We start from the raw sequence: 26,728 nt of genomic DNA on the forward strand, positions 1-26,728 counted from the left end.
ATTGATGCTGTCACAGAATATGTCACAAATAATAAGAATGATGATGTCACGCAAGCTGTCACAAGTGGTCACAACGATGTCACGCAAGGTCACATAGAAAACGCTGCTATAACTAGTAACCATGAACTAGAAACCAATAACCATAAACCAGTTAGTGATAACACGCGAACACACGAGGAAAACTCTACTGATGACAGTCAGCAATCAGAAACTCAACCGGTACCAGTTGAACCTCCACAGCAGACACAACCAGCAGCAAGGCCAACAACCAAGGCTGATCAGATACGTGACCAACGTGCAGATGATATTGAGAGTTGGGAAGCACCAACCATTGACCAGATGCGTGGTGAGTTATTCAAAGCAGGCAAGATGATGCAGCTCACTGAAGACCAGTATGCTTTGCACGTAGGGGATTTTAAGGCCCATTACGCTGAGCAGGCGCTACTTGGTAAGCCGATAACCACTGAATCAAATCGCAAGGCTAAGCTGCGTAAATGGTTGGCGGGTGAAGTGGACAAGCAAGCTGCTAATCAAGCGCGGCAGGAAAAAGCGAAAGGTCGCTTCTCTACAGACAACGAAGATTGGGGCACCACAGCCAATAAAGGCAGCTCAAATTTTGATAGTGATTTACCGCCTATCTACCACCCCAGTCACAGCACTAGTGATGCCGCTGATGAGTATGCGCCTTTATCTCTGAATGGTTGTAAGCGTCCACCACTGGAAGGCATGACCACCGCGGAGACCGAGGCTTATGTAGATAGATATGTTCAGTCTGGTGAAGCTCGAGTAACAGCATATGATCGTTTATCAAGAGAAATGAAGGAGGCGGTATGAAAACAACAAAGAACCTTAGCGTCTCAGGGTTACAGAAAGCATATGACGCAAAGGTATTTGCTCACAAAGGCTGGTCAGGACGGGTAAGAGTAGTTGCTGGAGATCCTTTCCATGATGACTATGCTAAGTGGGACGATTTTGGAAACGCTATAGATCACGAATATGGCGACATTAATTCAAAGGATGGTAAGTGATGAACAAGAACGTACAAGCATTAGGTCGCATGAAATCAGGGAAGATGAACAATACTGAGAAAGCGTATGCCCAGTATTTAGAAATGCAGCGCCGCGAAGGTGAAATCTCTTACTACTCTTTTGACAACATTAACCTACGCCTAGCGGATAACACGTTCTACAAGCCAGACTTCTTGGTGATGCGCTCAGACGGGCAATTAGAAATACACGAAGTTAAAGGTCATTGGACTGACGACGCGCTTGTGAAGATTAAAGTCGCTGCTGACAAGTTCCCTTTCAAGTTCATAGCAATCATGAAGCAAACAAAGAGAAATGGTGGTGGCTGGGACGTTCGAGATTTTTAAAGTATATAAAGCACATGAAAGGTGAGCCATGAATGACCATCAAGCAACATGCGGCAACTGCTATCAAGTTATAAAGTTTTCAATTAGTGATTTAGAGCTCAGACCTAGACCTGCCGGCAGTGATTATCCTAATGGTTTTTTAATGATCAGGTGCTCAGATTGCGATTACCTTAACCCACCATCAGGCATGCTGGATTATGAATCAATACAAAAAGAATGGGCAGCTCATGCCACCAACTCAAATTAAAGGAGTAGATGATTATGGATTGGAGATATTGGCCAGAATGCTGGCATGCGCTAATGGCGATGATTTATAACGTGGTATTGGTATTAGCTGTGTCATGGGTTGTTATATCGCTATACAAGCTATCAGGCTCATTGTTGGCGTTACTTGGGTTCTTAGCGCTACTGATGGTTGCAAGAGTTGGTTTTAAGCGAGATTGAGGGCAGTGTGATGAGTAAGATAAAGGACAGTAGTAGAATTATTGCAATGCTAAAGCAGCAGACTCATGGCATATGCAACCCGTTTGAGTTTAAAGGCCAGAATTATATACCACATAAGCCGCGCAACAATCGCAAAACTAAGAAAGGTGGTAAGAAGTGACTAAGGTTGAGGTCGATAGCGAGTGGCGATGTAAGCACAGTGGTGAATTGGCGATTGTGAAATCATTGCCACAGCGCTGTGTTTTCTATGACATGGGTTCTAAAGAGTGCCATTCTGACATCGTTTATTTCTTGAATAATTTTGATCCAGTAAGTGAGGTGAGCGAGTGACTAATATCGAAATTAAGACCGAATGGGTCGATAAGGCAGGCGAGACAATGGAAGTGCTGCATGTCGATTATGATAAAGGCGAACTTAGGTTTAAATGGCTTAACAATCCAAATCGTACAAAAGAAAGAGTTATATCTATTGAGAAGTTCCTCAGTTACGCTGTGCCAGTTGTTCGAGCGCAAGAAGTGTCAGATAAGCCTGAGCCACCACAAGAAGATACTGCTAAGCCTGGTCAGTTTGCCTATGCTTGGATTGATGAATTGCCTAACAACTTTGGTCAATCACCGAACCTCCAGCTATCAAATCAAGATTGGCTTGAGCAAGGTATGCACGCTAAGACTGTTAAGTTTAATATTGGTGCTGGTGGATTACCACCAGAAGTAAACTGGGAAGACCATTGTGCTGCTATCGCTATGATTGATGACGAGCCAGCCAAAGCGCTGGCAAGTATATTGCTATGGGGTAGCGACACTAACTGGGATTGGTCACGCCATTTCGATGAGGTCGTGCAATACCTAGCGGCTAATATGATTGAGCGCTGCAATAAAAATAGGCGTGTTGCACCTCAGGCATGCACTCACAGCTTGCCTGAGCTGGCACGATTGATGGCACGTATGGTATTACACTTTGAATTGTATGAGCTGTGGGATATATACACAGTGAAAGGTCGGTTACAGTTCTCAGGCATAGAAGTAAAGGCTAGCTCTTATACGACATTGTGGGTGCGGTACCAGCGTCAAATGATGGATGATCTCGTCGATATGGTAAGCACCGCTGATCAGTACGTCAGTAGCTATCGCATGCAGCTCAATAGAGTAGATGATAACGCTTGACGCACCGTGCCAGATTAGGGTAGTATTTCTCATACTGCTAAATGGTAACAGATAAAGCAGAACATAAAAGACGAAAGCTTAATTGCTCTCGTCTTTTTTTATGCCTGATTGATTTAGCCGCAGTCAGCACATGCCATTGAGATACCCACTAGCAGGTGGCACTGCAAACCAAATCGAAGTCTTCACCGGCTGATGCACGTTGCATGTGGCGTGTAGTCATCATGATGTGTTGACAATCCTTACCCACGTTAGAAATAGCGTGGGCTTTTTTATGCCCAGTATTTAATAGGTATTATTATGAGAGAGATTAAAGGTCACATCATCAATCCAACTAATGACACATTATCATTGGTAGCGATGGATGAAAAAGGGCAGGGTAACTCTAATCATCATTATCAAGTAACGCATGGTAATAGCACGCTAGTTGATGTTCGTTTCCAGAATGGTCCTATTAATGAGCACGGCGTAAACGGATTAACAAACGAAGTGTTGCTTGAGATTGTTGCAGACCGATTACGCGGTTTTCAAGACGGTGAATATCGCTGCAAAGAAAATGCTTGTGCATTGACTCACATTGAAGAAGCGCAGCACTGGTTGCAGCAGAGAACTATTGAGCGTATGCGTCGCGGTGTAGAAGGTACGCACAAAAAATAGCTATTAATTTAATAACATCCAATCGATTTACCCACGTTAGAAATAGCGTGGGCTTTTTTATGTCTAACGTTTGGTCATGGAGTTGCTGTCATGTTGTACGAATACTCAGGCAAAGAGCTCTATGACAGCTACGACAAGGCTGAGACTCCTACACTCAAGGCGCATCAACGCAAGCTGTTGCAAGACCGTGCTGACCGTGGCAACACAGAAGCTAAGCAGCTCATTAAGTTTATCGAAGCCAAGGAAAGTACTCATGCCATCCACGCCATGTAGACAGTATCGCTGTCCAAACCTAACCACTCGTAAAGACAAGGGATACTGTGATGAGCATGCAGACCAACGAAGCAACTGGACCAAGCGACCAGACAGAACAGGCAGCACAACCAAGCGCGGTTATGGACATGCTTGGCGTAAGCTACGCGCGCAAGTACTTGAGCGTGATGGTCATCTTTGCGTGGCTTGTAAGCAGGCAGGCAGATACGTGCCAGCAACCGACGTCGATCACATAATCAATAAGGCAAACGGCGGTACCGACGAGCTTGAAAACCTCCAATCGCTCTGTAAAAAATGTCATCGAACCAAAACGGCCAATGAATGAGGTGTGAGATATGACTATTATTCAAGGTATTTGCATAGCGATAATTATCTTAGCATTGATCACTGTGTCTATTGGCTACATGAAAATAAAGGCTTCAGGTTCAATGGAAACTGAAGAGTCCGAATATATCGAGTACGAAAGAGAGTGCGCTGAGTGTGGCGACGTCTGCTATCACTACGATAACAAGCCATATGACATGAGTAGAGTTATTTATTGTGGCAAACATTCTCACATGTATGCATCCAAATGCGATGTAAAAAATACCTAAAAGGGGGTAGGCACCTCGATAGTTCAGCCGGAAGCCCCGTGTGACCGCCCCCTAAAGTGAATCTGTGTGACCGCGAAATTAAAAACTTAGGTCAAAAGCAAAACTTACAAATTTGGAGATTGAGATGGGTGGCGTTGCAACGGTACCAGGTCGTGGTCGCAAGCCAAAACCCACGAAGCAAAAACAGCTGGCGGGTAATCCCGGTAAGCGTGCACTGAATAATAATGAGCCTGAATTTACGAAGCTCACCAAAGTTGATGCACCTGCTTGGATGCCTGATATCGCTATTGGTATGTGGGAAACTATCATGCCAGACTTATTGGCCAATGAAGTTTTGACGGTACCAGATCTGCATAACGTCGAATCATTTTGCATGGCGTATTGTCGCTGGCGTGAAGCTGAGCAAGATATTAACAAGAACGGCATTACCATCCATACTGAAAAGACAGTGATTAAAAACCCAGCGGTAACAGTAGTCAATGAAGCCAAGCGGCAGATGGTGCAGTTTGGTAGCTTGCTTGGGTTGGATCCTAGTAGTCGTCAACGTTTAATGGGTCCAAAAGGTGAGCAAGGTAGCGGCAATCCGTTCGCTGATTTATAAAAACACTATTAAGGATTTAGTTATGACAGACACAAACAAAATTACTATCGAATTTTTAAAATCAGAAATTACCGATGTTAAATACACGCGAATAAATGACCGTCTAACGCATTGCGCTATTACAGTTAAAAACGGATTTGTTTTTACGGGTGAGTCTTCATGCGTTGATGCCGCTAACTATGATAAAGAGCTTGGAGAAAAATACGCATACGAAGCTGCAATAGATGGAATGTGGATGCCGTATGGTTTTGCACTTCGCCAAAAGTTATACGGTGCATAAGGCATGCAAGAAAAGCATCTATAATTCCAATTAGTGCAATACTCAATACACCACCACCTTCACGGTGGTTTTTTTACGTCCAATAAAAGACAAGAAACTATGAAATGGCCCGCACTAAATACACCAATGTTGCAAAGGCTGAAAAGTATGCACGTGACGTTGTTGCGGGCAAAATTATTGCATGTAAGTGGGTAAAGCTAGCATGCCAACGTCACCTTGATGACAAAAAAGCCAGTCGCTCAAAGGATTTTCCGTACAAGTTTGATCCTGCAAAAGCTGAAAAGATAGCCAAATTTATCCAATTGCTGCCCCATACCAAGGGTAAATGGGCACAAAAAAGACTGAAAATTACGCTAGAACCTTGGCAGTTATTCAGTATCTGTATCCCTTTTGGCTGGATTCATAAGAAGACAAAGCTACGTCGCTATACGCGCATCATCATTTTTGTGCCACGTAAGAATGGTAAGTCAATTATTGCCGCTGGCATCGGCTTGTACATGTTCGTTGCTGATGATGAGTTCGGTGCCGAAGTATATTCGGGCGCTACTACTGAGAAGCAGGCATGGGAAGTATTCCGCCCAGCTAAGCAAATGGTTGACCGTACGCCAGCGCTCAAAGAGTATTACGGCGTTGAGTCTAATGCGTCAAATATGAATGTGTCACGAGATGGCAGTCGATTTGAACCCATCATCGGTACGCCTGGCGATGGCTCAAGCCCATCTTGTGCTTTGGTAGATGAATATCACGAGCATAAAGACAGCACCCTATACGACACAATGGAAACGGGCATGGGTGCGCGTGAACAACCCATGATGGTTGTTATCACTACTGCCGGTAGCGGCATTGGTGGACCATGTTACATGCTCATACGTGATGCGCAGAAAATGCTTGAGGGTGTACTTAACATGCCTGATATGTGGGCAATGATTTACACCAAAGACGAAGATGATGAATGGACAAGCGAAGCCGCATTACGCAAAGCAAACCCTAATTATGACATCTCTGTCGGTGGTCAGTTTTTAAAAGACCGCTGCCGTGATGCCGTGCAATCTGCGCGTAAACAAAATACGTTCCGCACCAAACACGTCAATGAGTTTGTCGGCGCCAAGACAGCTTGGATGAATATGTCCAAATGGAATCTTGCGCCAAAGCGCTTATCACTTGAAGAGTTGCAAGGCAGACCATGTTATATCGGCCTTGATTTGGCAACCAAGATTGATGTGGTTGCCAAGGTGATGGTATTCCCGCCATGCGGAGATGATCTTAACTATCACGTCCATGGTAAGTACTACATACCCGAAGCGCGGCTATATGAAGAAGGCGAGGTCAATAGCGAGCGATATCAAGAGTGGGACAAGCTTGGATTGCTTACTGTCATGGAAGGGGAGGTCGTTGATTTTTCAATGATTGAAGATGATATTGCTGACGATATGACAACACATGACGTGCGCGAAGTCGCGTATGACCCATGGCAAGCAGCGCAACTGGCACAGAATCTATCAGGTGATGGCGTGACCATGGTTGAGATACGTCACACCGTGCAAAACATATCTGAGCCTATGAAAGAGAATGAAGCACTTGTGCTGTCTCAACGATGGGCACATGGCGGTTGTCCAATTATGACGTGGATGATGTCAAACGTGGTCGCCAAGCTCGATGTTAAAGACAATATTTACCCAAACAAAGAGCGACCTGAAAACAAGATTGATGGGCCAGTTGCTGGAATCATGGCGTTGGCACGTGCGACGGTGCATGACCATGACGCTGGCAACTTAAATGACTTTCTAATGGACCCAATTATCGCATGAGTACACTTAATGACAGTAACTGGTGGTCACGATTCAGAGGTTCGTGGCGTAATGAGAGCCGCTTAGATAAAGGGGATACTTCTATTCCTTTTACGGGTGGCAGCACTGCTGGCGGTAATAGCATCAGCCCAGACAAGGCAATGAAGCTTGCAACGGTGTGGGCGTGCGTCCGATTACGTAGCGAAACCATTGCTTCCTTGCCATTTCACCTTCGTGATGACAATAAAGACCTAGCAAAAGACCATCCTTTGTATCGAATTTTGCACGATCAGCCCAACGCTGACATGACGGCTAGTGAGTTTTGGGAGGCGATGGTCGCGTCTCAAGAGCTGGATGGCAATGGATATGCACTCATACTTAGAAACACTTTAAAAACAGTCATCGCTTTAGAGTTTCTAGACCCAGAACATATGCACGTAAGTCGCAGCAATGTGGGCAAAATCGATTACACATATAAGAAAGGCACTAAGAACGAAGTTGTTTATGACGAAGAAGACATCTTGCATCTAAAAGGATTTTCTCTTGATGGCTTGGTTGGTTTGTCGGCTATCAAATATCAGTCCGATGTTATTGGTGGTCAGATCGATGCAAATAATGCCGCTAATTCTGAATTTAAAAACAACCTCAAAGCTGGTGGCTTCCTTAAGACTGGTGAAAAAACGCTCAACAAAGAGCAGCGTGAACGCTTACGCCAGAACTTAGCGACATTTGGTGAGCCTCAGAATGCTGGCAAATGGATGGTACTCGAATCTGGTATGGAGCCAGCCAGTGCTTCACATATACGTATTAGTGCACAAGATGCTCAGCTGTTAGAGAATCGTCGCTTTGGTATCGAAGAGATATGCAGAACCTTTAAAACCCCGCCACAGCTTATCTATCACATGGATAAGGCGTCCTCATGGGCGTCTAGTCTTGAGCAAATGAACTTGGGTTACCTAACGTATGGCTTACGGCCAACACTGGTACGTATTGAGCAAATGGTTAAGCGCAAGCTGCTGACACCTGAAGAGCGTAAAAAATACTCACCGAAGTTTTCGGTTGAAGGTCTGTTGCGTGCGGATAGCGCAGCTCGTTCAGCTTTCTATAGTCAGCTACTGCAAAATGGCGTGATGACCCGTAATGAGGTGCGCGCATTAGAAGATTTACCTGCACATGCTGGTGCTGATCAACTTACTGTACAGCTCAACCTTACACCTATCGAACTATTGGGAAAAAACAATGAGTCAACTAAAAACGAAAGCGATTAGCTTTGACGTAAAGGCAATCGACGATGAGGGCTTTTTCAGTGGCTATTGCAGCGTCAATGATGTTGAGGATAGTTACGGTGAGGTCGTTAAAAAGGGCGCATTCGCTGACAGTATCAAAGCATGGACAGACAAAGGCAAGATGCCGCCAATTCTGTGGCAACACAATCGCAGTGAGCCTATTGGTGTATGGACTAAGTTGACTGAAGATGATTATGGTTTATATGGCGAAGGTCAGTTATTGGTCAAAGATGTGGCTCGAGCGCGTGAAGCACATGCGCTTATGAAGCATAAGGCTATTGATGGTTTATCTATTGGCTACCGCTTGCAAAAATGGTCATTCAACGAAGATGACAACGTGCTCGAATTATTGGCTATCGACTTAAAAGAAGTCAGTGTTGTGACCTTTCCTGCCAATGAAGAGAGTCGAATTGATAGCGTTAAATCTATTTTAGAAAAGGGCAAGATGCCCACACTACCCGAATTTGAGAAGTTCCTGCGCGATGCTGGTGGCTTCTCCAAATCGCAAGCTACTGCCATAGCTGGGCATGGCCTGCGCTCACTGATTCAGGGCGAGCCTGAAGCAAAACAATCAGCTAATACCGATATGAGCGCCACGCTCACTATCTTAAAAAACATTAATTTATAGAGGTTGTTATGGATCCTGAAGATCAAGTAAAAGAGCTCGCCACTGAATTTGCGAAAGCAACTGACAGCGTAAAAGCGTTAGGCGTCGAATTAAAAGGCAAAATGCAGGCGGGCGAAAAGAATATGGGCGACCTAAAAGATCAGGTCGATAATGCATTAAAGGCGATGAATGAAGCTAAGACTCGCCTTGATGAAGTTGAGCAAAAGCAAGCACGTCGTGGTGATGATGGTCAGGTTGAGCAAAAATCACTTGGTCAGCAGATGTTTGAAAGTGAGCAGTTTAAGTCATTCGCTGAAAACCCACGAAATGGCGGCCGCGCGACTTTGCATATTAAAGACGTTACTAGCGCAACGACTGCTGCGCCTGGTTCGGCTGGCGCGTTGACTACGCCTCAGCGCCAAGCTGGCATCATTGCACCGCCCAATCAAATGTTGCATATCCGCGATTTGATTGCATCTGGCACCACCGATAGCAACTCTATTGAGTACATTCGTGAAACTGGCTTTACCAATAGCGCAGCTGCGCAAAGTGCTGAAGGTGCGTTGAAAGCTAAGTCTGATATCCAATTCGCTGATGAAACATCTGCCGTTCGCACGATTGCTCACCACATCAAGGCATCTCGTCAAATTTTGGACGACGCGGCGCAGCTTGAATCCTATATCGGCGGTCGATTGATGTATGGCTTGAAGTTGGTTGAAGACCGTCAATTGCTAAATGGTGACGGATTGACGGGTAATCTAAAAGGTATTGTGCCACAAGCGACTGCCTTTGCTGACCCTACTGGCATGGCTAACTATACGATCATGGATCAATTGCGCTTGGCAATGCTGCAAGCGGTATTGGCTGAATATCCGGCAAGTGGTCACGTCCTGAACCCAATTGACTGGACATTGATGGAATTATCGAAAGATACAGAAGGTCGTTACATCATTGGGCAGCCGCAAGGTACTGCTAACCCAACCATGTGGGGTCTGCCAGTCGTTGCCACTCAAGCGATGGGTGTTGGTAAGTTCTTGACTGGCGCATTTAATATGGGAGCCCAAGTCTTTGACCGTCAGCAAGCATCAATTGCCATTGCGACTGAGAACGAAGATGACTTTGTGAAGAATATGATTACCATTCTTTGTGAAGAGCGCTTGGCACTTGCAGTCTATCGTCCAGAAGCATTCATCACTGGAACGCTAGCGGCGAAAACTACGCCTTAGTAATCACGAAACTTTTATCCTTAAAAATACAAAACACGCAACTCGTCTATCAAGTTGCGTGTTTTTTTATTAAGCCAAAGCCAGTTTATTAAGCTGATTTTGTCTTACTAAAAGGAGTAGGTCATGGAATACAAGGTAACTAAGCAGCACTGGGGTGACAAGCAATACTTTGAAGGCGATACGCGCGAAGTTAAAAACGACTCAGACGCTAAAGAGCTTCTAAGAATGGGGTTGATTATCGATCCTAAAGCAGCTGCAGCAGAAAAGAAAAAAGCGGCCGCTGATGCTAAGGCGGCTGCAGAAAAAGCTGAAAAGGAAGCCGCCGACAAAGCACAGGCTGACAAGGAAGCTGCAGAGGCTAAGGCTGATGCTGAACAGGCTAAGAAAGAGGCTGGTGAGGCAGAGAAGGCAGCACCTGAAACCAAAAACAAGATGGCAAAAGAGCCAGCTAACAAATCAGAGTAAACCGTTATGTTTATACGTACTTTGAGATACATGATAGTCAACCGAACCCCTCTGCAGCGCGATACCACTGTTGAAGTCGACAAAGCAGAAGGTAAAAAACTGATCAATAAAGGCTACGCTGTCGAAGTTGATGCACCTCAAGTTGATGCAGCAAAAGCGGAAACGCCAAAAACCAAAGCAGTAGCAGTGAAAACCGACACCAAAGACAAGGCGGATTAACCATGGTCACACTCGAGCAGGTGAAATTTCAATGCCGCATCGAGCATGATGATGAAGATGCGCTGCTGTCAGGATACATGGCAGCCGCTCGTGACCATGTTCAAATGCACCTTGATCGCACCATTTACGAATTGGCGGTGCCAAATGATGACCCTAATGGTGTTATTGATAATGCCTCTATTGACCAAGCAATGTTACTCATCGTTGGCCACTGGTACGCCCATCGTGAAGCAGTGTCTGAATCATCGATGACCGAGATGCCGATGGGTGCTTATCATCTGCTACAGCCCTATCGAAATATGGGAATTTAACAATGACTTGTAAAGGATGCGAGGCACGCCGTGAGTGGATCAAACGAAGAACCGATGAAGCCAGAAAACGAGCTAAGCAGCTTATTGCTAAGCTTAATAACGCTGACGACAAAACTGGTCGAACAAAACAACGTACTCATCCAGCAGTCCAGTGAAAAAGAGCAAATTATCTTGCGACTGCTTGATCAGCACGATGAGATATTAAACGAGCTCGTCGAGCAACAAGACGACGATGACGAAACAGGCTCAACCTTTTTAGATGGGTGAATAATATGGCAGTCAATGCTGGCGAGTTAAAGCACCGCGTCACTATCCAAAGCCGCGTGAATGGTGGGCGTGATGAAGATGGATATGAGTTGCCGTCAGAGTGGATCGACTACAAAAAAGCCTATGCCAAAATCACGCCTCTATCTACTAAGGATTTGCTTAGCGCCCAAGCTGCTGACTCTGAAATCACTGCACGAATGAAAGTCCGCTATCGCACTGGTCTTGATATCGATACGACTATGCGTGTTGTTTGGAAGGGTCGAGTCTTTGCTGTAGATAGTCAAGGGCTTGATGATGGTGATAGCGGTTTGGAATATACGACGTTCACTTTGTCAGGTGGTATTGAGCAATTCAAGGACTAATCATGGCAAACGAAATCACTGGGCTTGATGAAGTGCAAGCCAAGCTACGTCAGCTTGGCAATCAACGTAAAGCCAAAAACGCTGCCACACGCTCTTCACGCAAAGCAATGAACATCGTCAAAAAAGCAGCTGTGATTAATGCCAAAGCGCTCGATGACAAAGACAGCCCCGAAAAGATTTGGAAAAACATCGTTACTAAGCCCGGTAAAACTAAGGGCGTTGATAATGTTGTGATGAAGGTCGGTGTAAAAGGCGGTGCGAGAAAGTACGGTACCAATGCAGACAATCGACGTGCAAACCGAATAGGTCGAACTTATCAGACGCAAGGTAGTAAGGCGAACTCTGGTGGTGATACTTGGTACTGGCGCTTCCCCGAATTTGGTACCGCACATCAATCAGCTACTCCTTTTTTGCGACCAGCACTAAACAACAACATGGCCGCGGTGCAAGCTGAATTTACCAGAGCATACAAAGAAGAGCTCGACAAGGAGATTGCCAAACTATGAGCTTTTTACCGATATACCGCACACTTAAAGCTGATATCGACTTGGCATTGCTTATCAATGTCGAGAGTAAAGCGTTTGAGGATGTAGCGCCCTTTGGTACAGCGCCACCGTACATCGTCTGGCAAACCATATCAGGGCAAGCAAACAATCATTTGGATGAACCCGCAAATTTTGACGATACTCAATATCAGGTGATGGTGTATGACACCAGTCCACGCAAAGCCAATGAAATTCGTGATGCGGTACGAGCGGTGCTAGAGAAACACTCTTGGATATTAAACCCATCAATCAGTCAGCATGACAGCAAAGCCAAGCTATACGGTCGCGGATTCGATGCAAATTGGATCTTAGAGCGTTAGTTGTTAATCAAAACCCCATCAATTCACAATCAAAACTCCATCAAATTACAGGACAACTCGTTATGGCTAAGATTAAAAAAGGCGTATTCACGCAAGGTACCAATGTTTGGATCAAACACGGTGAAGAGGGTGCGGTGGTACTGACTAAGATGATGTGTATCACAGGCATTGTGTTGGGTGATGATAGCCCAACCGATATCCCTGATACATGTCTGGAAGAAGAAGACTCAGCAACGTCCACTTATGGATTGAATACACCGGGTGAAGGGTCTATCACGATTAATACCGATCCTGAAAACGCCACTCATATTACTTTACTACAGCTTGCGGATGACCGTGAAGGCGTAGAAGTATTCGTTGGCTGGTCTGACGGTAAGATTGTACCAACGCTTGAGGCTTTGACTGGTGTAGTCACGCTGCCTGAAGGTCGTACTTGGACGTCGTTCACAGCCCTGCTGAAAAATAGCGCACCTACATTCGACCCTGATTCACTGGTGAAGCACACTGTCTCTATGAAGCGTCAGTCTCGAGCTATCACGGCATACAAGACTACGCCTTAAACGTGCTGTAATCAGTAATTATCGCTAACACTAAGCCTCTTAATTGAGGCTTAATTATTTTTAGAGGATTGGAAAGATGGCAAAGTATGAACTATCAGACGTCAAGGCAGGTAGCTTGGTTGGAGAGATACATAAAGATACAGTTGAGTTTTACCACAAGGGCGAGCTGTGCGAAGTTGATATCAAGTACAAAACGCTTCCATTTTTAGAAAGTGATTCGTTACATAAACGTATGAATAACAATGAAGATGTTGCTGCTGAATGGATAAGTAAGGCATTGGTTGATGAAAAAGGTAAGACGACGTTCACGCAGCAGCAAGTCGAAAAAAACTTTATTCAACCATTGGCGAATGCTGTATTTAATAAAGTATGGGGGCTTGATAGTGTAAAAAAGGCGATGGAGAAGACCAAGGGCAAAAAGGAATCATAGCAGGCGAGAATGAATTGCTTTTTGAGCTTGCGTTGGCTGGTATCGGCGGTAATACCATTCATCAGGTTAAATCAAATCTGACCATGCTTGAGATAAACCAATGGGCTGAGTATCGCCATAGACGAGGCAGCCTAAACATTGGCAGGCGTGTCGAGCAAGCTGCTGCAAATATCATTGCAATGAATATTAATAAAGGGCTTAAAGCTGAAGATTGGGTGGAACCGCTTGAGTTTATGCCAAATGAAGATGATGTCGTGGTGAGTTTTGAAGATCAGGTTGAGGGCTAGGCTAGATATTTGTGCTGTTTCGTAATACTATCTTTAGATAATTAGTTATTTAGAGGGTGCTATGCAAAAGTCACTTAAATGGGCGTTAGGAATATTTTTTACGTTTATGGCAATAAGTATCATCTATGGCTTTATAGCCGAGCCAAAACCGATAGCAGAAAGTAAGCAAGCAACAGAAAAAGAAGCGGATTTAGTTGAAGTTCCTGTTATTGAGGAATCTACCATTATCAATAACTGGCAGTACAATGAATCAGTAGATGAAATGCGGGGCACTACGACATATACCGCTATAACTACATCTAGAAATAATGTGCATTTAAGTTCGCCTTACACTGGCGGTACTGACCTAAGTATTATCGTTAGACATAGCGATGAGCTGAATAATGAGGTTTTGGTTGTTACAAATAATGGGCAGTTATGGTGTGAGTACCGAAATTGCATCATGACAGTAAAGTTTGATGATAAAGATATTGAGCAGTATCCCATGTCTAGAGCTGCTGGCGGGTCAAGTGAAGCGATGTTTTTGGATGGCTCTGAAGACATTTTCATAAATAAGCTAAAAGACTCTAAAACCACAATGCTTGAAATAGGATTTTACAATAACGGCGATCAACAATTTACTCTTGATACCGAGAATTTAGATTGGCAACATTAATAAAACTCAGTCAATTGCATAGTGTTTTGGAGTAAATAATGAAATATTCACCTCGAGCCAAATTACCTACTCAGCAATTAAGTTGGGCGCAGATATGGGTTAATCATTTGATCGAAAGTAATCGCTGGTCACTCGTTGAATCGATACCCACTGGCTATTACGTTTATATGTATATAGACGACCAATAGTAAGACAGCTAGATAATTCCAAAGAAACCTCAGTCAGAAATGATTGGGGTTTTTTATTGCCCAAAATAAGGATTTACCGTTATGGCCAACACTTCACTAGGCACGCTAACCCTCGACTTGGCAGTACGCCTGAGTGAGTTTACCGATGGTCTGTCGCGCGCTGAACGTGAGACTCGTGACAGTACTGAAAATATGGGCGAGTCTGTTGGTAAGTTTAAAGAAAAGTTAATAGACGATCTCAGTGGTACGGCTATCGGCGATGCTGTAGGTTCTCTTAATGAAAAACTTTCTTCCATTACTGACGCTTTTGGCGAAGGAGGTTTGGCAGGCGCGGCGGCAATAGGTGCTGCCTCTATTATAGGGTCAGTTGCTGCTATAGGTGTGGGGTTAGTAACGTTGGCATTGCAAACAGCAGAAGCAGACGAGCAATTAGAAAGATTGGCCACAAGAGCAAACACTTCTACTACCAACCTACAAGTTTTGACGGCCGCCACTGGTGCGTATGGGCTAGAGATGGAAAGCGTCGGTGATATCTTAGCGGACGCTCAAGAGAAGCTAGGTGAGTTCAGCGCGACCGGTGGTGGTGGTCTAGTAGACACTTTGGAGCTTATGCAAAACGCTACCAAGAAGACTGATGCAGAGCTAGAAATATTTGGTAAAAGCTTATCTACGATGGACAGCGTAGATGCTATCCAAGCCGTAGTTAACGAAATGGAGCAGGCAGGAGCGACAACACAAGAAGTAAGATTCGTTACTGAGTCATTAGCAAGTGGCTTAGGCGACATAATACCGCTCTGGGACAATAACGGTGAAGCCTTGCGTAATTATGAGCATGACCTCAATGAAGCTGGCGTGATAAGAACTAAGGAGTCCATAGAGCAGTCTCAGCTCTTAGCAAATGAGGTCGAAGGCTTGCAGATTAAGTTTGAAGGTGTATCCAATCAACTAGTCACTGCCGCTCTACCAGCCATGGCTACGCTAATAGAGTATTTCAAAGAAGGTACTACCCAAGGCGGTAGCTTCAAAAATGAAATCAGTGGTGTGGGTCAAGCTATAAATATTACAGCAGCATCAGTAGTTGGGCTAGCAGCTGGCATGGGTCTACTGATCAATTCATTCTCAGCCGTTGGTCGTCAAATGGCCAACATAGGACAAACAGCGCAAAATTTTTATAATGCTGATAATTTGGCCGATAAAGGTAAGGCTTTATTTACTGGGTTTTTTTCTGCTGGAGCTTTAGCTAGTGGAAGTATGTTAGATATCTCTAGCCAATGGGCTAGAGATATGGAAACTATAACTAAATTGCTAGATGGCGCTTCTGGCAAAATGAATAAGATTAATACACAGCGCCCAGCAGCAAACACTTCGTTTGGTAGCGTTTTAACCCCTAAGGGCAATAATGCTGCGTTCCCCTATAGAAATGACGGTATTCCCTATCGAACGGGTGCAATAGATGTAGAGATTATAGCTTCAAGAGCTATGGCTGACGCTGCTGAAGAAGAGGCTAAGGCGCAAGAAAAGCTTGCTAAGGCTAACGATAAAACTGCAAAGTCGCTTAAAGGTTTAGCGACTGTCAAGCTGAGTGTGAATGCTAAAGCACTAAATAACGCTGAGAATTATGGCTTTGCAAACTATGAGGCTCAATATGGTTTACCACAAGGATTGATGACCGGCATTCATATGCAGGAGTCACATGGTAATACTAAAGCAACTGGACCATCTACCAAATGGGGAACAGCAAAAGGTGGATTCCAGCTTATAGATGCCACTGCCAAGAGATTCCAAGTTGATAACGCTTACAACATGGAGCAAGCGACAGAGGGTGCCGCTAAGTACCTAAGTTATCTATATAAGCACTTCAATGGCGATTTGGCTAAAACCATCGCAGCATACAACACAGGTGAGGGCAACGTAGACAACAACCCAATGTCATTAATACTATCCGACAGATGGGCTAGAAACAAAAAGACAGGGATTGGGCAGACAAAGGAGTACACCAAAAACGTACTTGCTTATATGAAGTCAGCCACGACCGATACAAGTAAATTGGTTTATGACACCGTGTCCAAGCAAGCACAAGATGCCCAAAAACTGCAAGAGGAAACCCTAAAGCGTCAGCAATCAATACAAGTCAAGTATGCCACTGCACGCGAAAAACTAGACCGAGATTATGTCGCTGATATCACAGAGATTGAATCTTTGTATGCCGAAGGCTCGCTTAAGCGCACTGATTTACTGAATCGCGCAAAAACTGAGTACGAAGAAAAGCGCCAAGCTAAGGCAAAGTCTATTCTTGAAACTTATATGTCTGATGAAGTTAAGTTGGGTTATGAGCATAACAAGAAGATTGACGCCATCAATGCTGAGTTTGCACATGACGATACCACACGCGAAATGCTCATTGATTTGCAAAAGGCTGCGTATCAGGAAGATTTAGCTAATTTTAGATTTGCATCACAAGCCAAAGCGCGTGAACAAGACAAGATGTACCAATCACTTGCCAATAGCATGAAAGCCAATGGTTTGTCTGCTGCTAGCACTGGTCTTGATGCAATGGCTCAGCGCACTATGAGTGGTCAAGATTACGAAGTTTGGCGTTTAGCGCAAGACCATGATGAGGCTTATGATTCGGTCAATAATCAATATGCAGACCGTCAGAAAGAGATTAATGAGAAGGATGAGCGCGGCGAAGAATACCTATTGCCAGAGCTTGAACGCAATGAGTTGCTGGAGCTGGCACGTCAAGAACACCTAGATAGCATGTGGGCAATGGAACAGGAATATGCTTTAAAAGAGCAGACGCTCACAGAAGAACAAGCATCACAGCGAGTAGCTATGTATCAAAGCTTATTCAGCGGTATTGCAGGACTTACTAAGTCTTTTGCGGGCGAGCAATCAGCGGCTTATCGTATCAGCTTTGCAATTGAAAAAGGCTTTGCCATTGCACAGTCTGTGATGGCTATTCAACAGGCTGTTGCTAAAGCTATGGCTGTAGGTTTCCCCGCCAATATACCTTTGATTGCTCAGTCAGTCGCTCAAGGTGCACAGGTAATCAGTTCCATTAAGAATGTCCAAGCCCCAGCGGTAAGCGGTATTGCCCACGGCGGTCTTGATTATGTACCCAAAGAATCTACCTACTTACTCGATAAAGGCGAGCGAGTCTTATCACCGCGTCAAAACAAAGACCTAGCTAACTTTATGTCGAACGGTCAAAAAGCCAGTGCCGGCAACATCACTATCAACAACAATTCAAGCGCTGAGGTAAGTGCTAGGCATAATCCTGACGGCACGGTAACGGTCGATATGGTAGACAAGATGATTGAAAAATCATTTAAACGTATTCGCACCGCCAACTCACTCGAGAGCAAGAGTATACAGCGCGGCACAACAGCAAGGGTGAATCGCCGATGAATAACTTTGCACTCTGTCCATTACAGCGCGGCTACACGCCAGAAGTGGCAAACAATTTATTAGAGCAAGCACTGATGGGCGGTTTCGCCCGTCAGCGCGTGCAGTTTGTTAACAATGTGCACACGGTCACAGCATCTGTCATGCTCGATGAGAAAATTAAGCAGCAGTATTTTTGGGCGTTCTGGCGCAGTCATCAGACAAATCCACGTCCGTTTCTTTGGCGATTGATTGTTGACGAAACCAGTGTCGCTACCTACGTCTGTCAGTTTGTCGCTGGCTCGCTACAGCTTGGCGAGCGTGACGGTAAAGTCTATAGCGTATCGTTTGGCTTGCGTTTAAAGCCAAACAATACCGGCAGGGATTTTGATGAAACCATTATTGGACTATGGAACGATGGCGACCCGCGCAAACTCCTTAACTTGCTTGCTAAATTGGTTAATGAAGATTTGCCAGATGCACTAGGGAGTTTGTAATGGCAGTAACGATTGATGATATCAAAGACCTGCATCTTGATAGCTCTCCCAGTATCGCCGCGCTCGAGACAATAGAGGTCAGTCACAGCTTATGGCCAACGCCAATACGTATCGTGACCAATCACGCCGATGGTGTTGATGCCATGCTTGAGACAGGCGAAGTGGTGAACTTTGAGTTTGCGCCATTGCTAATCAAGCAGATAAGAGCATCTGATAGCGACGAGTACCCACAAGTAATTTACCGTCAATATGCTTACGACGTGACCGCCATGTCCTTTGCTAAGGACAAACCTATCGATATTGCTAAAGGCTTGTTCATCGAACAAATGAGCCGTGACCATCAAGCCACTACCTTTGATGCTAAGACGCCTGATAAGAACACCGTTGCTACTGGTCGCCCTTACAGCCCTGAAGAGTATCCCGACTTAAAGGCGTTGTTATGAAAAGCATTGATCCTTTATTGAATCGTCAGTTTGACCGTGACAATTATCACTGTGTCCACTTGCTCATAGATGCTGGCAAGCACCTGTTTGATTACGACTTTAGCCATTGCTTTTTGGGATTGACTGGCTCGCTTGACGATACATTAATACCAACCAAAGAAGGCATGGGGCAGGGTGATTTAGTTGCTACGCCACGTGACGGCACTATCATCCTCATGATGACCCTAGACAATAGGCATCATGTGGGCTTGTACTATTGCCGACGCATACTGCATCTATCAGAAAGCGGACCACGTTTTGAAACCCTTCGGAGCATCAAGAGACAGTATAAAAAGGTGCGATTTTATGATGTTAAAAATTTTTCACAATGAGCTTGATGCTAGCGAATTTGCTGAGCATTTCTATACGTGCTTATTAACCGAATGGATAGCAGTCCGCGAACAGTATCCGCAAGCCCGTTTGTATAAAGGCACAATTTGCGTACAGAACGATATTACCCCAAAGACCAAGCTGGACGCATGGGCGCTCAAAGACGTGACTGGGGACTATCAAGTATTGTGTCACGCTGGCACGCCACTTGCCTTTGGTATTATCGCCGCGGTTATATCAGTAGGTGTGGCAGTTTATACTTACATGAATATGCCAGAAATGAATGCGCCGCAAGATATAGCAGGCTCTCCAAATAATAGCCTTGCACAGCGTCAAAACAAGCATCGTGTCAATGAACGTGCACCAGACATCTATGGCAAGCGCAAAGTTGTACCCGACTTGATATCAACTGTTTATCGATATTATGAAGGTAGTGTGCAGGTAGAAGAGTGCTTGTTGTCTATTGGTACCGGCTCCTTTGCTATAAACGAAGATATGATCAACGAAGGCGAAACACCAATCAATACGATTGATGGTGCGTCCATCAGTATCTATGAACCTGGTCAATCAACCATAAGTCCAAACCCACAAATACAAATCGGATCTGTTTTTGATAAGTTGCAGATTGTCACTAAGCAGGTAAGCGCCATCGATGGCAAGCAGACGCTGCTATCACCTAACAGTGCAAGAATATCTACGCGCTCAGTAACCGTCAACAGTCCAAATGAAATCAGCGTGCCCAGCGACACGATAAATGAGTCTGGCCGTGAGTGGAATGATGATTTTGGTGCTTGGGTAGATTATAAAATTGAAGGCTCTGTTGATTTTTCTTATAAATTTACTGCTGGCGAAAAAGTAACGATCAGCAATGCTATTTATGGCACGGTCGAAGACATTAGGTTGTCGGGTAACACCAATGTGGCGATGGATGGTGTGCTAACCATTGCAACTTCTATCGATGTGGTTAATCCAGATAATTACAAAAGAGTTCGAATTGCGTCGCTATTAATCAACGACCCAGTAAGCGGCGCACTCGATTTGGCGGGCGAGTATGATGTTGCTTCAATAACAAAGTCAGGTTCATCGGGCGCTTATTTTTACGAGGTCACATTGTCGGACAGCTTTGCTGCCACCAACCCTAGTTTTTCATTGCTGACAGAAGATGCTGTTGCACTTACAGCGTCAGTATTGACGGGTAATAGCAATAATGTGGATTTGAGTGGTACATATACAGTCGCTAGTACAAACGGTGGGGTATTAAAGTTAGTGAATCCTGTGGCGACCAATGCAGATTGGGGAAAGGTTGATAGCTTGACCGCCGCTCAAAAACAACAGTTTCTGAGCAGACAGATTGTAATTAAGGGCTCAAAGGATAATTTCATTGGTTGGTATTACGCCGGTAGCAAAGACAGCACTGGTTTCATCCTTAACTTTTTAGCGCAAAACGGCATATATGATGGTGACGACAGTAGGCAGGTGACCATTGAGGTTGAGTATCAAATGGTCGTTGACGGTGTGCCCACAGGTCAGATTTACCGCTACGGCGATGTCATGCAAGGCGTAGCAAATAATAGAAATCCAATCGGTATTACGCTTAGAAAAGATTTGCCGCAAGCTGGGCAGTTCAGGTTTAGAGTTAAGCGCGAAAATGATAACGGTGATAGCGCAAGTTTAATAGATGATGTGGTTTTTGAGAGTGCATACAGCTACTACGAAACTAAGAAATCAGTCTATGAGCATGACACCATTGTCCGATTGCGGCGCATGGCCATTGGTTCTGGTACCAATGCTAGTGAACTGAATATGATCGCCCATCGTAAGCTTGATACGATTGGAGGCTTTCTTCCGACGAGCGACTTTGCTGATATTGCGATAGCAATGGCGCTCGATCCTTACATTGGTCGTATGGATGCTACCGAAGTTGATAACCAGTCTTTTTATGATATCAGTAATGAGATAGCGGTTTACTTTGGCACCGATAAAGCTTGTGAGTTTAACTATACGTTTGATGATAAATACGCTAGCTATCAAGAGATGATATTTACAGTTGCGGAAGCAGTTTTTTGCACTGCTCGTCGTGAAGGTGGCTTGCACTATTTTAGCTTTGAGCGCGAAACACCTAACAGCCTCGCGTTATTTAATCATCGTAATATCGCACCAGAGAGCATGGTGGTTACTGAGTTCTTCGGCATCCAAGATAATTATGACGGCATTGAGTTTAAATGGCGCGATCCGTCAGATAATTACAGCGAGGCGATTGTTAGGCTGCCTGACGACTTGCGAACCAACTATAAGACGATAGATAGCTGCGGCGTTACCAGTCACATCCAAGCTCATTTTTTAGCGCACAGGGCATGGAATAAGCTGCGATATAACCGTAAGGCTATTGAGTTTACTGCATATGGTGAGGGCGACTTGGTGACTCGCATGGACAGAATTGCAGTTGTTGATTCTACGGTGCCGATCCTGTGCAGCGGTCAAATTGAGCAGCAAGACAATACGATATTAACGTTGGATTATCCAGTTGAGCTCGATGCTGGCAAGAACTACGTTATTCATCTACAGCTTAAAAACAGCACAGTCGATGTGATTGAGATCGTTGGTCAGATTGGTGATTATCAGATTGAGCTGGCACGCATACCAATGATGGCATTGGTAACATCAGGTGTGACGCATGCCGTATTTAACATTGCTGAAGCCACAGAGGTTGAAGCTGATGTTTATCTGGTCAGTGAGAAGTCTGGCAAGGGTATCTTTGAGTCTACGATAAGCGCTATGTCATATGATCGGCGTTACTACCCAAACGACAAAGACTACATAAACGGCTTGATAGCCTAAATTGATTTAAACATATGCCCTCTTAATTGAGGGCTTTTTTGTGGAGGTTTGAAAGTATGGATATTAACGATATTGTACAAACGATAGCTGAGGCAAGGATTGATGCGAGGTCTTTATCCGAGTTTGTATTTAAGCCATCAAGTTTTAAGGTGACAAGACGTCTTGCGCCACCAATCAACACTTTGAACTACTACATCGATTATCTTGATGGCTTGAAAGCGGTTTATACACAACAAACAGGTACGGTCACTGTAAACGGGGTGCAGGTAAAAGCGATTACGCAAGCAGTTAAAGACGCACTAAACAGTGCTGCGATTGATAACAATACGCAAGTAGACACACTGGTTACTGCAACAGCCAAGCATGTCGGCGCTATACCGCGCACGCAGGCGGATAAAAATAGCGATGTAATAAGTATTACGGATTTCTCCAGCCCTGATGCCGCTTACACCTATGCTGTCGATAACAAAGCAAAGCTCTATGTACCAAAAGGCGATTTTTTGATTGCAAGAGCAGGTGTAGATTACAGTCTATTCTATGGCTTGGGCACCATTAATGGTTTGCAACCCAGTTATCTAAAAGCCGTGGAGAGAGCACAGGGTTTTGATGTGCAAGAGTTGGGCGGTGACAAAAACTCTTTTGATAGATACCTATTATCAATGCAAGGAGAGGGTAGCGAAACTGTTATTCCGCAAGATTTTACGATAGACAATAAGTCTGACGAATTGTTTACGTCTTATGTTATAAATGACCCTGAGCAGTGTGTTATCAATAAGTTTAACGCGACAAGAGCGACCCAAACCGCTAAAAGATGGTTAAAAAACCCAAGTCTTGAGATAGGGCATCAAGGATTGTCGGTTTGCTACGATGGCGATGGTGAGCGTTGGTTTGCACATTCGGCTGGTCCATCTATAAGCAATAAAGGCGCTAAGGTTGTTTTGTTTCAAATTGAAGATGACCCTAGCGACAGTGAGGGTCTTTTAATTAAAAACCTGAGAGAAGTTAAGGTTTTTACAACAACTAGCAATCAGCACTGCACTTGTACAACATCATTAAATAGTCGATATTTAATCGCTAAGCTGTACATGCCAAACAATAAAGTTTTGTTTAGAGTGTTTGATTTGCAGTACATACTAGGTAATAAGCTAATTGTTGATTTCGCGAATGAATATATGTCAGAGTTTATTGCTGACATGGACTATAGTTATTACTCCTTGCAATCAATAGCTTGCGACAATAATGTTATTTATATATTTCATGGCGCAGGTCGGTATGATACGCCCAATTCAGTAAGGGTTGCTGTTTATGACATGATAGGCGTTGAGCTTTACAACAAGCCGTTCGACGTGGGTAGAGACAAATCATATCAAGATGGAAGCTCAAATTTTTACGAGGTCGAGGGTGCAGGTTGGGCTTATGTAGGGAACGAGCCTTGTTTAGCGGTGCAAGTGGTATCTGGTTTTGGGACTGGTAGAAAATGCCGTATCTATCAGATGAGAAAAGACACGAGTATAGTTGCCACTGTTAGAGATTTCCGTAGGCGACCTGCTTTTATCTCCGAGGCTGTCAATGATTTTGCAGCTCCGCATGATGAAAGCCTAATTTTAGGTCATTATGACGCAAACAATGACTTTTTCTACAAAGGTCTTGAGATAGACAGCAACCAGAACATTAGTTTTTCCAGTAAAAACTCAGGCGATTTGACAGTGACATTGCATGACAGTCCTACAGGTGGTAAAACAAGTACGACAACAGGTTCAGGCACATTTAGTCGCATTGGCGACTTAGTGTTTGTCAATATCTATATTAGTAATATTAGTATTACAGGCATGACAGCAGCAAACAATATGGTTGTGCGCCTATCTGCTAGCGGCACAAACTTTAAAGTGCCTACAGTTGCAAGCTGTCTATCTATGTCATGTAATAATTATACGCCATTTGCAGGTGCATTAATGACCACGCCCACATTCTCAGGGGGTGTGCTTTACTTTAGAGACTGCATTACAGGTGGCTCAGTTGAGCTAGCGGACGTATCGCAGTTTGCAGGTGTGACGCTACAGATTAGCGGTTGCTACCAAGTCTCTTAACCCTTTAATAGGGGTTTTTTATTATCTAAAATTTGAGGAAGGCATATGCCAAACAACACACCATTTGGGGATATTATTTTATTAAAGCTCTTGGTATTTCTTCCAAAAGTATTTGCCGCCGTGATTGGTGCGATATTTGGTTTAATGCTGTCAGGTGATATCGGTAAAGACGCAAACTTGAAAATTAATATGTCAGTGATCGTCAAATTTACGATTGCAGTTACCATTTCACTGTTTGGTGGCTCAGCGCATATTGAGTTGATGGGTTATCAAGATTACAGCCCTATGACTCAAGGTGCAATCATGCTCATGTGGGCGGTATTTGGCATGCTTGCAATTGGGATTGTCTATCAAGCCGTTGCGCTCATGCAAGGCAAGCCTTTATCGGCAATTATTAAAGAAATTAAAGACGCAGCGTTTGCGATATTTGGTAAATAACAATCAACATTAAATACAGCCTCATTTTTGAGGCTTTTTTAATGTCTAAAATAAGGTACAAGTTATGAGTGTATTTGATACGATATTCGAGCGGTTGATGAAACATGAGGGTGGCTATGTCAATCATCCTAATGATCCCGGTGGTGAAACGATGTATGGTGTTACCAAGCGTGTTGCCAATGCGCATGACTATTGGGGTGATATGCGTAACCTACCCAAATCACTTGCCAAGCAAATCACCGAGAAGTCATACTATAGCGCTATAAAAGGCGATCAGTTAGACCGGCTGATTGCATGGCAGCTGACTGATGCTGCATATAATCATGGTAATCGACAAGCCGTTAAGTTTTTACAACGCGCTGTTGGCGCTAGCGATGATGGTTTGATTGGTCCACGTACGTTGGCAGCCGTTGCAGCAATGGATAAAAATGATGTTGTGTTTTTATTTAATGCAGAACGCATCGAGTTTTATACAGGCCTACGCGGATGGATCAGCTTTGGCAAAGGTTGGGCGAGGCGAGTGGCTAGTAACTTACGATTTGCGGCATCAGATAATTAAGACTCAAATTGTTCTAAAAATACTGAACTTTGCCGATTGACTAATTTTTATTTTAAGCCGCGATTAATAATACTTGACCCCTTGCTATATTTAGGTTGTATTAAAAATTATATATTAACTGTCTTTTATAGAAAGCTTTCAGTAGTATTGATGCATATAGTCTAAAGTATGAGGAATGTTTAAATGGGTAAAAGAAGTCATTTAACAAGCAAGTTAAAAAATGAGCGCAGACAGAAGAGGAAAAAAGCAGACCAAAGAAAAAAAACAGAGCAGAATAATCACCTTTTATCTGTGAATCCAGTAAAAGATAAAAATTTTGCTCTTCATAATCAGAGCTCTGTTTACAAGTTTTTTAAAGAAGAAGAGCATGCAGATGCACTTGCTCGAGGTGATGTATATTTAAGTACACTAGAAAACTGTAGAGCTTATGAAAATTCTGAACAAGGAGATTCCGAAGAAGCTCATGAGACATATTTTTCAGGAACATTATCAGGTGGTGGTAATGATCCTGAGTTTGTTGAGCAAGCTCGTCGAGCTGGTATTGGTATTTCTAAAAATGCCAATGATATTTTCCTTGCAAGTTGTTCTAACAAAAAATCTATCAAAGATGCCTATGTGTTATGTGCAAGCGCTGAACATGCACCTGAAAACATGAATGAGGCGATTGGTAATAAATTTTGTGTTGAAATAAAAAACCCTAGAGTATTCTTTAATGCTGTTTCAAAGAAAATTAGCTCCGTATCTACTATACGTAAGGCTAGCATGGGTAAAATCATATATGCAGATCGAAGTTATACGGGGTTAGACCAGCCGCCAGGACCAATCGGCTTCGTCAAGCCTGCATTCCCATACGAAAAGCAAAAAGAATTTAGATTTTTATGGATTATGGAGAATATGGGAGAAATAAACCCTCCTTTATTGCAGTGCCCTGAGATAAGTCATTTATGTAAGCGAATCTCATGACAGGAAGCCTGTGACATGATTCTTGACAGCCTGCCATGATACGCTATCACATGTAATCACATTGTGTTATCGTAAGTCATTGATATTGTTAATCCTATATTTGATAGCGTGTGATAGAATGTGATGTAATCGGGTTCAACTCCCGCCATCTCCACCAAATATTAAAAATCCGACCACTTAGGTGGTCGGATTTTTTTTGTCTAAATTTTATGGTTGATTAAAAGAATAATGATACTGATGAGCTTTTAATAA

At 43.9% G+C, this 26,728-nt stretch carries 37 protein-coding genes; all 37 read left to right on the forward strand.

Annotated elements, in window-relative coordinates:
* Positions 1 to 834 (forward strand): hypothetical protein (locus tag ACT3QQ_RS11330; RefSeq protein ID WP_444528113.1); only part of this gene is annotated, 834 nt, incomplete at its 5' end.
* Positions 831 to 1,028: a hypothetical protein gene (locus ACT3QQ_RS11335; protein ID WP_444528114.1), complete on the forward strand. Its 198-nt coding sequence runs from the start codon at positions 831 to 833 to the stop codon at positions 1,026 to 1,028. The genes ACT3QQ_RS11330 and ACT3QQ_RS11335, both read left to right, overlap by 4 nt.
* A complete protein-coding gene (locus tag ACT3QQ_RS11340; RefSeq protein WP_087814130.1) occupies positions 1,028 to 1,372 on the forward strand; it encodes a DUF1064 domain-containing protein in 345 nt (114 codons plus the stop codon). Before ACT3QQ_RS11335 ends, ACT3QQ_RS11340 begins: the two co-directional genes overlap by 1 nt.
* A gap of 28 nt (positions 1,373 to 1,400) precedes the next feature.
* Positions 1,401 to 1,619, forward strand: coding sequence for a hypothetical protein (locus ACT3QQ_RS11345; RefSeq protein ID WP_201627372.1), 219 nt, complete (start codon positions 1,401 to 1,403; stop codon positions 1,617 to 1,619).
* Positions 1,620 to 1,633: 14 nt separating this feature from the next.
* Positions 1,634 to 1,816, forward strand: coding sequence for a hypothetical protein (locus ACT3QQ_RS11350; RefSeq protein WP_201627374.1), 183 nt, complete (start codon positions 1,634 to 1,636; stop codon positions 1,814 to 1,816).
* 156 nt (positions 1,817 to 1,972) lie between these two features.
* Positions 1,973 to 2,146 (forward strand): hypothetical protein, encoded by a 174-nt coding sequence (locus tag ACT3QQ_RS11355; protein ID WP_444528115.1) that lies wholly within the window; start codon positions 1,973 to 1,975, stop codon positions 2,144 to 2,146.
* Positions 2,143 to 2,979, forward strand: a complete 837-nt coding sequence (locus ACT3QQ_RS11360; protein WP_444528116.1) for a hypothetical protein — start codon at positions 2,143 to 2,145, stop codon at positions 2,977 to 2,979. Before ACT3QQ_RS11355 ends, ACT3QQ_RS11360 begins: the two co-directional genes overlap by 4 nt.
* A 297-nt stretch (positions 2,980 to 3,276) precedes the next feature.
* A complete protein-coding gene (locus tag ACT3QQ_RS11365; RefSeq protein ID WP_444528117.1) occupies positions 3,277 to 3,633 on the forward strand; it encodes a hypothetical protein in 357 nt (118 codons plus the stop codon).
* Between the two features lie 90 nt (positions 3,634 to 3,723).
* Entirely contained in the window at positions 3,724 to 3,906 is a 183-nt protein-coding gene (locus ACT3QQ_RS11370) for a hypothetical protein (protein WP_444528118.1), read from the forward strand.
* Positions 3,887 to 4,231 (forward strand): HNH endonuclease, encoded by a 345-nt coding sequence (locus tag ACT3QQ_RS11375; RefSeq protein ID WP_444528119.1) that lies wholly within the window; start codon positions 3,887 to 3,889, stop codon positions 4,229 to 4,231. The genes ACT3QQ_RS11370 and ACT3QQ_RS11375 overlap by 20 nt, the downstream gene beginning before the upstream one ends.
* Positions 4,232 to 4,623: 392 nt before the next feature.
* Positions 4,624 to 5,100, forward strand: a complete 477-nt coding sequence (locus ACT3QQ_RS11380; protein WP_444528120.1) for a phage terminase small subunit P27 family — start codon at positions 4,624 to 4,626, stop codon at positions 5,098 to 5,100.
* A 22-nt stretch (positions 5,101 to 5,122) separates the two neighbouring features.
* Positions 5,123 to 5,380 carry a Gp49 family protein gene (locus ACT3QQ_RS11385; protein ID WP_444528121.1) on the forward strand — a complete coding sequence of 86 codons (258 nt, stop codon included), beginning with the start codon at positions 5,123 to 5,125 and terminating at the stop codon, positions 5,378 to 5,380.
* Between the two features lie 104 nt (positions 5,381 to 5,484).
* Positions 5,485 to 7,188 (forward strand): terminase large subunit, encoded by a 1,704-nt coding sequence (locus ACT3QQ_RS11390; RefSeq protein ID WP_444528122.1) that lies wholly within the window; start codon positions 5,485 to 5,487, stop codon positions 7,186 to 7,188.
* Positions 7,185 to 8,435, forward strand: a complete 1,251-nt coding sequence (locus ACT3QQ_RS11395; RefSeq protein ID WP_444528123.1) for a phage portal protein — start codon at positions 7,185 to 7,187, stop codon at positions 8,433 to 8,435. The genes ACT3QQ_RS11390 and ACT3QQ_RS11395 overlap by 4 nt, the downstream gene beginning before the upstream one ends.
* A complete protein-coding gene (locus tag ACT3QQ_RS11400) occupies positions 8,407 to 9,081 on the forward strand; it encodes an HK97 family phage prohead protease (protein ID WP_444528124.1) in 675 nt (224 codons plus the stop codon). Before ACT3QQ_RS11395 ends, ACT3QQ_RS11400 begins: the two co-directional genes overlap by 29 nt.
* Positions 9,082 to 9,089: 8 nt before the next feature.
* Entirely contained in the window at positions 9,090 to 10,286 is a 1,197-nt protein-coding gene (locus ACT3QQ_RS11405; RefSeq protein ID WP_444528125.1) for a phage major capsid protein, read from the forward strand.
* Between the two features lie 123 nt (positions 10,287 to 10,409).
* Positions 10,410 to 10,751 (forward strand): hypothetical protein, encoded by a 342-nt coding sequence (locus tag ACT3QQ_RS11410; protein WP_444528126.1) that lies wholly within the window; start codon positions 10,410 to 10,412, stop codon positions 10,749 to 10,751.
* A 30-nt stretch (positions 10,752 to 10,781) separates the two neighbouring features.
* Positions 10,782 to 10,970 (forward strand): DUF7302 family protein, encoded by a 189-nt coding sequence (locus ACT3QQ_RS11415; RefSeq protein ID WP_444528127.1) that lies wholly within the window; start codon positions 10,782 to 10,784, stop codon positions 10,968 to 10,970.
* A 2-nt stretch (positions 10,971 to 10,972) separates the two neighbouring features.
* Positions 10,973 to 11,281 (forward strand): head-tail connector protein, encoded by a 309-nt coding sequence (locus ACT3QQ_RS11420; RefSeq protein ID WP_444528128.1) that lies wholly within the window; start codon positions 10,973 to 10,975, stop codon positions 11,279 to 11,281.
* A 30-nt stretch (positions 11,282 to 11,311) separates the two neighbouring features.
* On the forward strand, positions 11,312 to 11,548 hold the full coding sequence (locus ACT3QQ_RS11425; protein ID WP_444528129.1) for a hypothetical protein: 237 nt from the start codon (positions 11,312 to 11,314) through the stop codon (positions 11,546 to 11,548).
* A gap of 5 nt (positions 11,549 to 11,553) precedes the next feature.
* The gene (locus ACT3QQ_RS11430; protein ID WP_444528130.1) at positions 11,554 to 11,910 is read left to right on the forward strand and encodes a phage head closure protein; all 357 of its coding nucleotides are present in this window, start codon (positions 11,554 to 11,556) and stop codon (positions 11,908 to 11,910) included.
* A gap of 2 nt (positions 11,911 to 11,912) precedes the next feature.
* Positions 11,913 to 12,416, forward strand: a complete 504-nt coding sequence (locus tag ACT3QQ_RS11435; protein WP_087814112.1) for an HK97-gp10 family putative phage morphogenesis protein — start codon at positions 11,913 to 11,915, stop codon at positions 12,414 to 12,416.
* Positions 12,413 to 12,775 (forward strand): tail completion protein gp17, encoded by a 363-nt coding sequence (gene gp17, locus ACT3QQ_RS11440; protein WP_444528131.1) that lies wholly within the window; start codon positions 12,413 to 12,415, stop codon positions 12,773 to 12,775. Before ACT3QQ_RS11435 ends, gp17 begins: the two co-directional genes overlap by 4 nt.
* Positions 12,776 to 12,837: 62 nt before the next feature.
* Positions 12,838 to 13,335, forward strand: coding sequence for a phage tail tube protein (locus ACT3QQ_RS11445; protein ID WP_087814110.1), 498 nt, complete (start codon positions 12,838 to 12,840; stop codon positions 13,333 to 13,335).
* A gap of 76 nt (positions 13,336 to 13,411) precedes the next feature.
* The gene (locus tag ACT3QQ_RS11450) at positions 13,412 to 13,765 is read left to right on the forward strand and encodes a phage tail assembly chaperone family protein, TAC (protein WP_444528132.1); all 354 of its coding nucleotides are present in this window, start codon (positions 13,412 to 13,414) and stop codon (positions 13,763 to 13,765) included.
* A 14-nt stretch (positions 13,766 to 13,779) separates the two neighbouring features.
* Entirely contained in the window at positions 13,780 to 14,052 is a 273-nt protein-coding gene (locus ACT3QQ_RS11455; RefSeq protein ID WP_444528133.1) for a hypothetical protein, read from the forward strand.
* A 61-nt stretch (positions 14,053 to 14,113) separates the two neighbouring features.
* Positions 14,114 to 14,707, forward strand: a complete 594-nt coding sequence (locus tag ACT3QQ_RS11460) for a hypothetical protein (protein WP_087814108.1) — start codon at positions 14,114 to 14,116, stop codon at positions 14,705 to 14,707.
* Between the two features lie 38 nt (positions 14,708 to 14,745).
* The gene (locus ACT3QQ_RS11465) at positions 14,746 to 14,895 is read left to right on the forward strand and encodes a hypothetical protein (protein ID WP_176393012.1); all 150 of its coding nucleotides are present in this window, start codon (positions 14,746 to 14,748) and stop codon (positions 14,893 to 14,895) included.
* 81 nt (positions 14,896 to 14,976) lie between these two features.
* Positions 14,977 to 18,306 (forward strand): lytic transglycosylase domain-containing protein, encoded by a 3,330-nt coding sequence (locus tag ACT3QQ_RS11470; RefSeq protein WP_444528134.1) that lies wholly within the window; start codon positions 14,977 to 14,979, stop codon positions 18,304 to 18,306.
* Positions 18,303 to 18,779: a hypothetical protein gene (locus tag ACT3QQ_RS11475; protein ID WP_444528135.1), complete on the forward strand. Its 477-nt coding sequence runs from the start codon at positions 18,303 to 18,305 to the stop codon at positions 18,777 to 18,779. Before ACT3QQ_RS11470 ends, ACT3QQ_RS11475 begins: the two co-directional genes overlap by 4 nt.
* Complete coding sequence (locus ACT3QQ_RS11480) at positions 18,779 to 19,222, forward strand: hypothetical protein (protein ID WP_444528136.1); 444 nt, start codon at positions 18,779 to 18,781, stop codon at positions 19,220 to 19,222. Before ACT3QQ_RS11475 ends, ACT3QQ_RS11480 begins: the two co-directional genes overlap by 1 nt.
* The gene (locus ACT3QQ_RS11485) at positions 19,219 to 19,593 is read left to right on the forward strand and encodes a hypothetical protein (RefSeq protein WP_201627415.1); all 375 of its coding nucleotides are present in this window, start codon (positions 19,219 to 19,221) and stop codon (positions 19,591 to 19,593) included. The genes ACT3QQ_RS11480 and ACT3QQ_RS11485 overlap by 4 nt, the downstream gene beginning before the upstream one ends.
* Complete coding sequence (locus ACT3QQ_RS11490; protein WP_444528137.1) at positions 19,568 to 22,429, forward strand: host specificity factor TipJ family phage tail protein; 2,862 nt, start codon at positions 19,568 to 19,570, stop codon at positions 22,427 to 22,429. The genes ACT3QQ_RS11485 and ACT3QQ_RS11490 overlap by 26 nt, the downstream gene beginning before the upstream one ends.
* 56 nt (positions 22,430 to 22,485) lie before the next feature.
* On the forward strand, positions 22,486 to 24,516 hold the full coding sequence (locus tag ACT3QQ_RS11495; RefSeq protein WP_444528138.1) for a hypothetical protein: 2,031 nt from the start codon (positions 22,486 to 22,488) through the stop codon (positions 24,514 to 24,516).
* Positions 24,517 to 24,561: 45 nt separating this feature from the next.
* Positions 24,562 to 24,954, forward strand: coding sequence for a hypothetical protein (locus ACT3QQ_RS11500; protein ID WP_444528139.1), 393 nt, complete (start codon positions 24,562 to 24,564; stop codon positions 24,952 to 24,954).
* Between the two features lie 64 nt (positions 24,955 to 25,018).
* Positions 25,019 to 25,513, forward strand: coding sequence for a glycoside hydrolase family 108 protein (locus ACT3QQ_RS11505; RefSeq protein ID WP_444528140.1), 495 nt, complete (start codon positions 25,019 to 25,021; stop codon positions 25,511 to 25,513).
* Between the two features lie 183 nt (positions 25,514 to 25,696).
* Positions 25,697 to 26,476 (forward strand): hypothetical protein, encoded by a 780-nt coding sequence (locus ACT3QQ_RS11510; protein WP_444528141.1) that lies wholly within the window; start codon positions 25,697 to 25,699, stop codon positions 26,474 to 26,476.
* Positions 26,477 to 26,728 lie beyond the last annotated feature (252 nt).

The organism is Psychrobacter sp. AOP7-A1-24 (assembly GCF_052376235.1).
In the GTDB taxonomy this organism is placed as follows: domain Bacteria; phylum Pseudomonadota; class Gammaproteobacteria; order Pseudomonadales; family Moraxellaceae; genus Psychrobacter.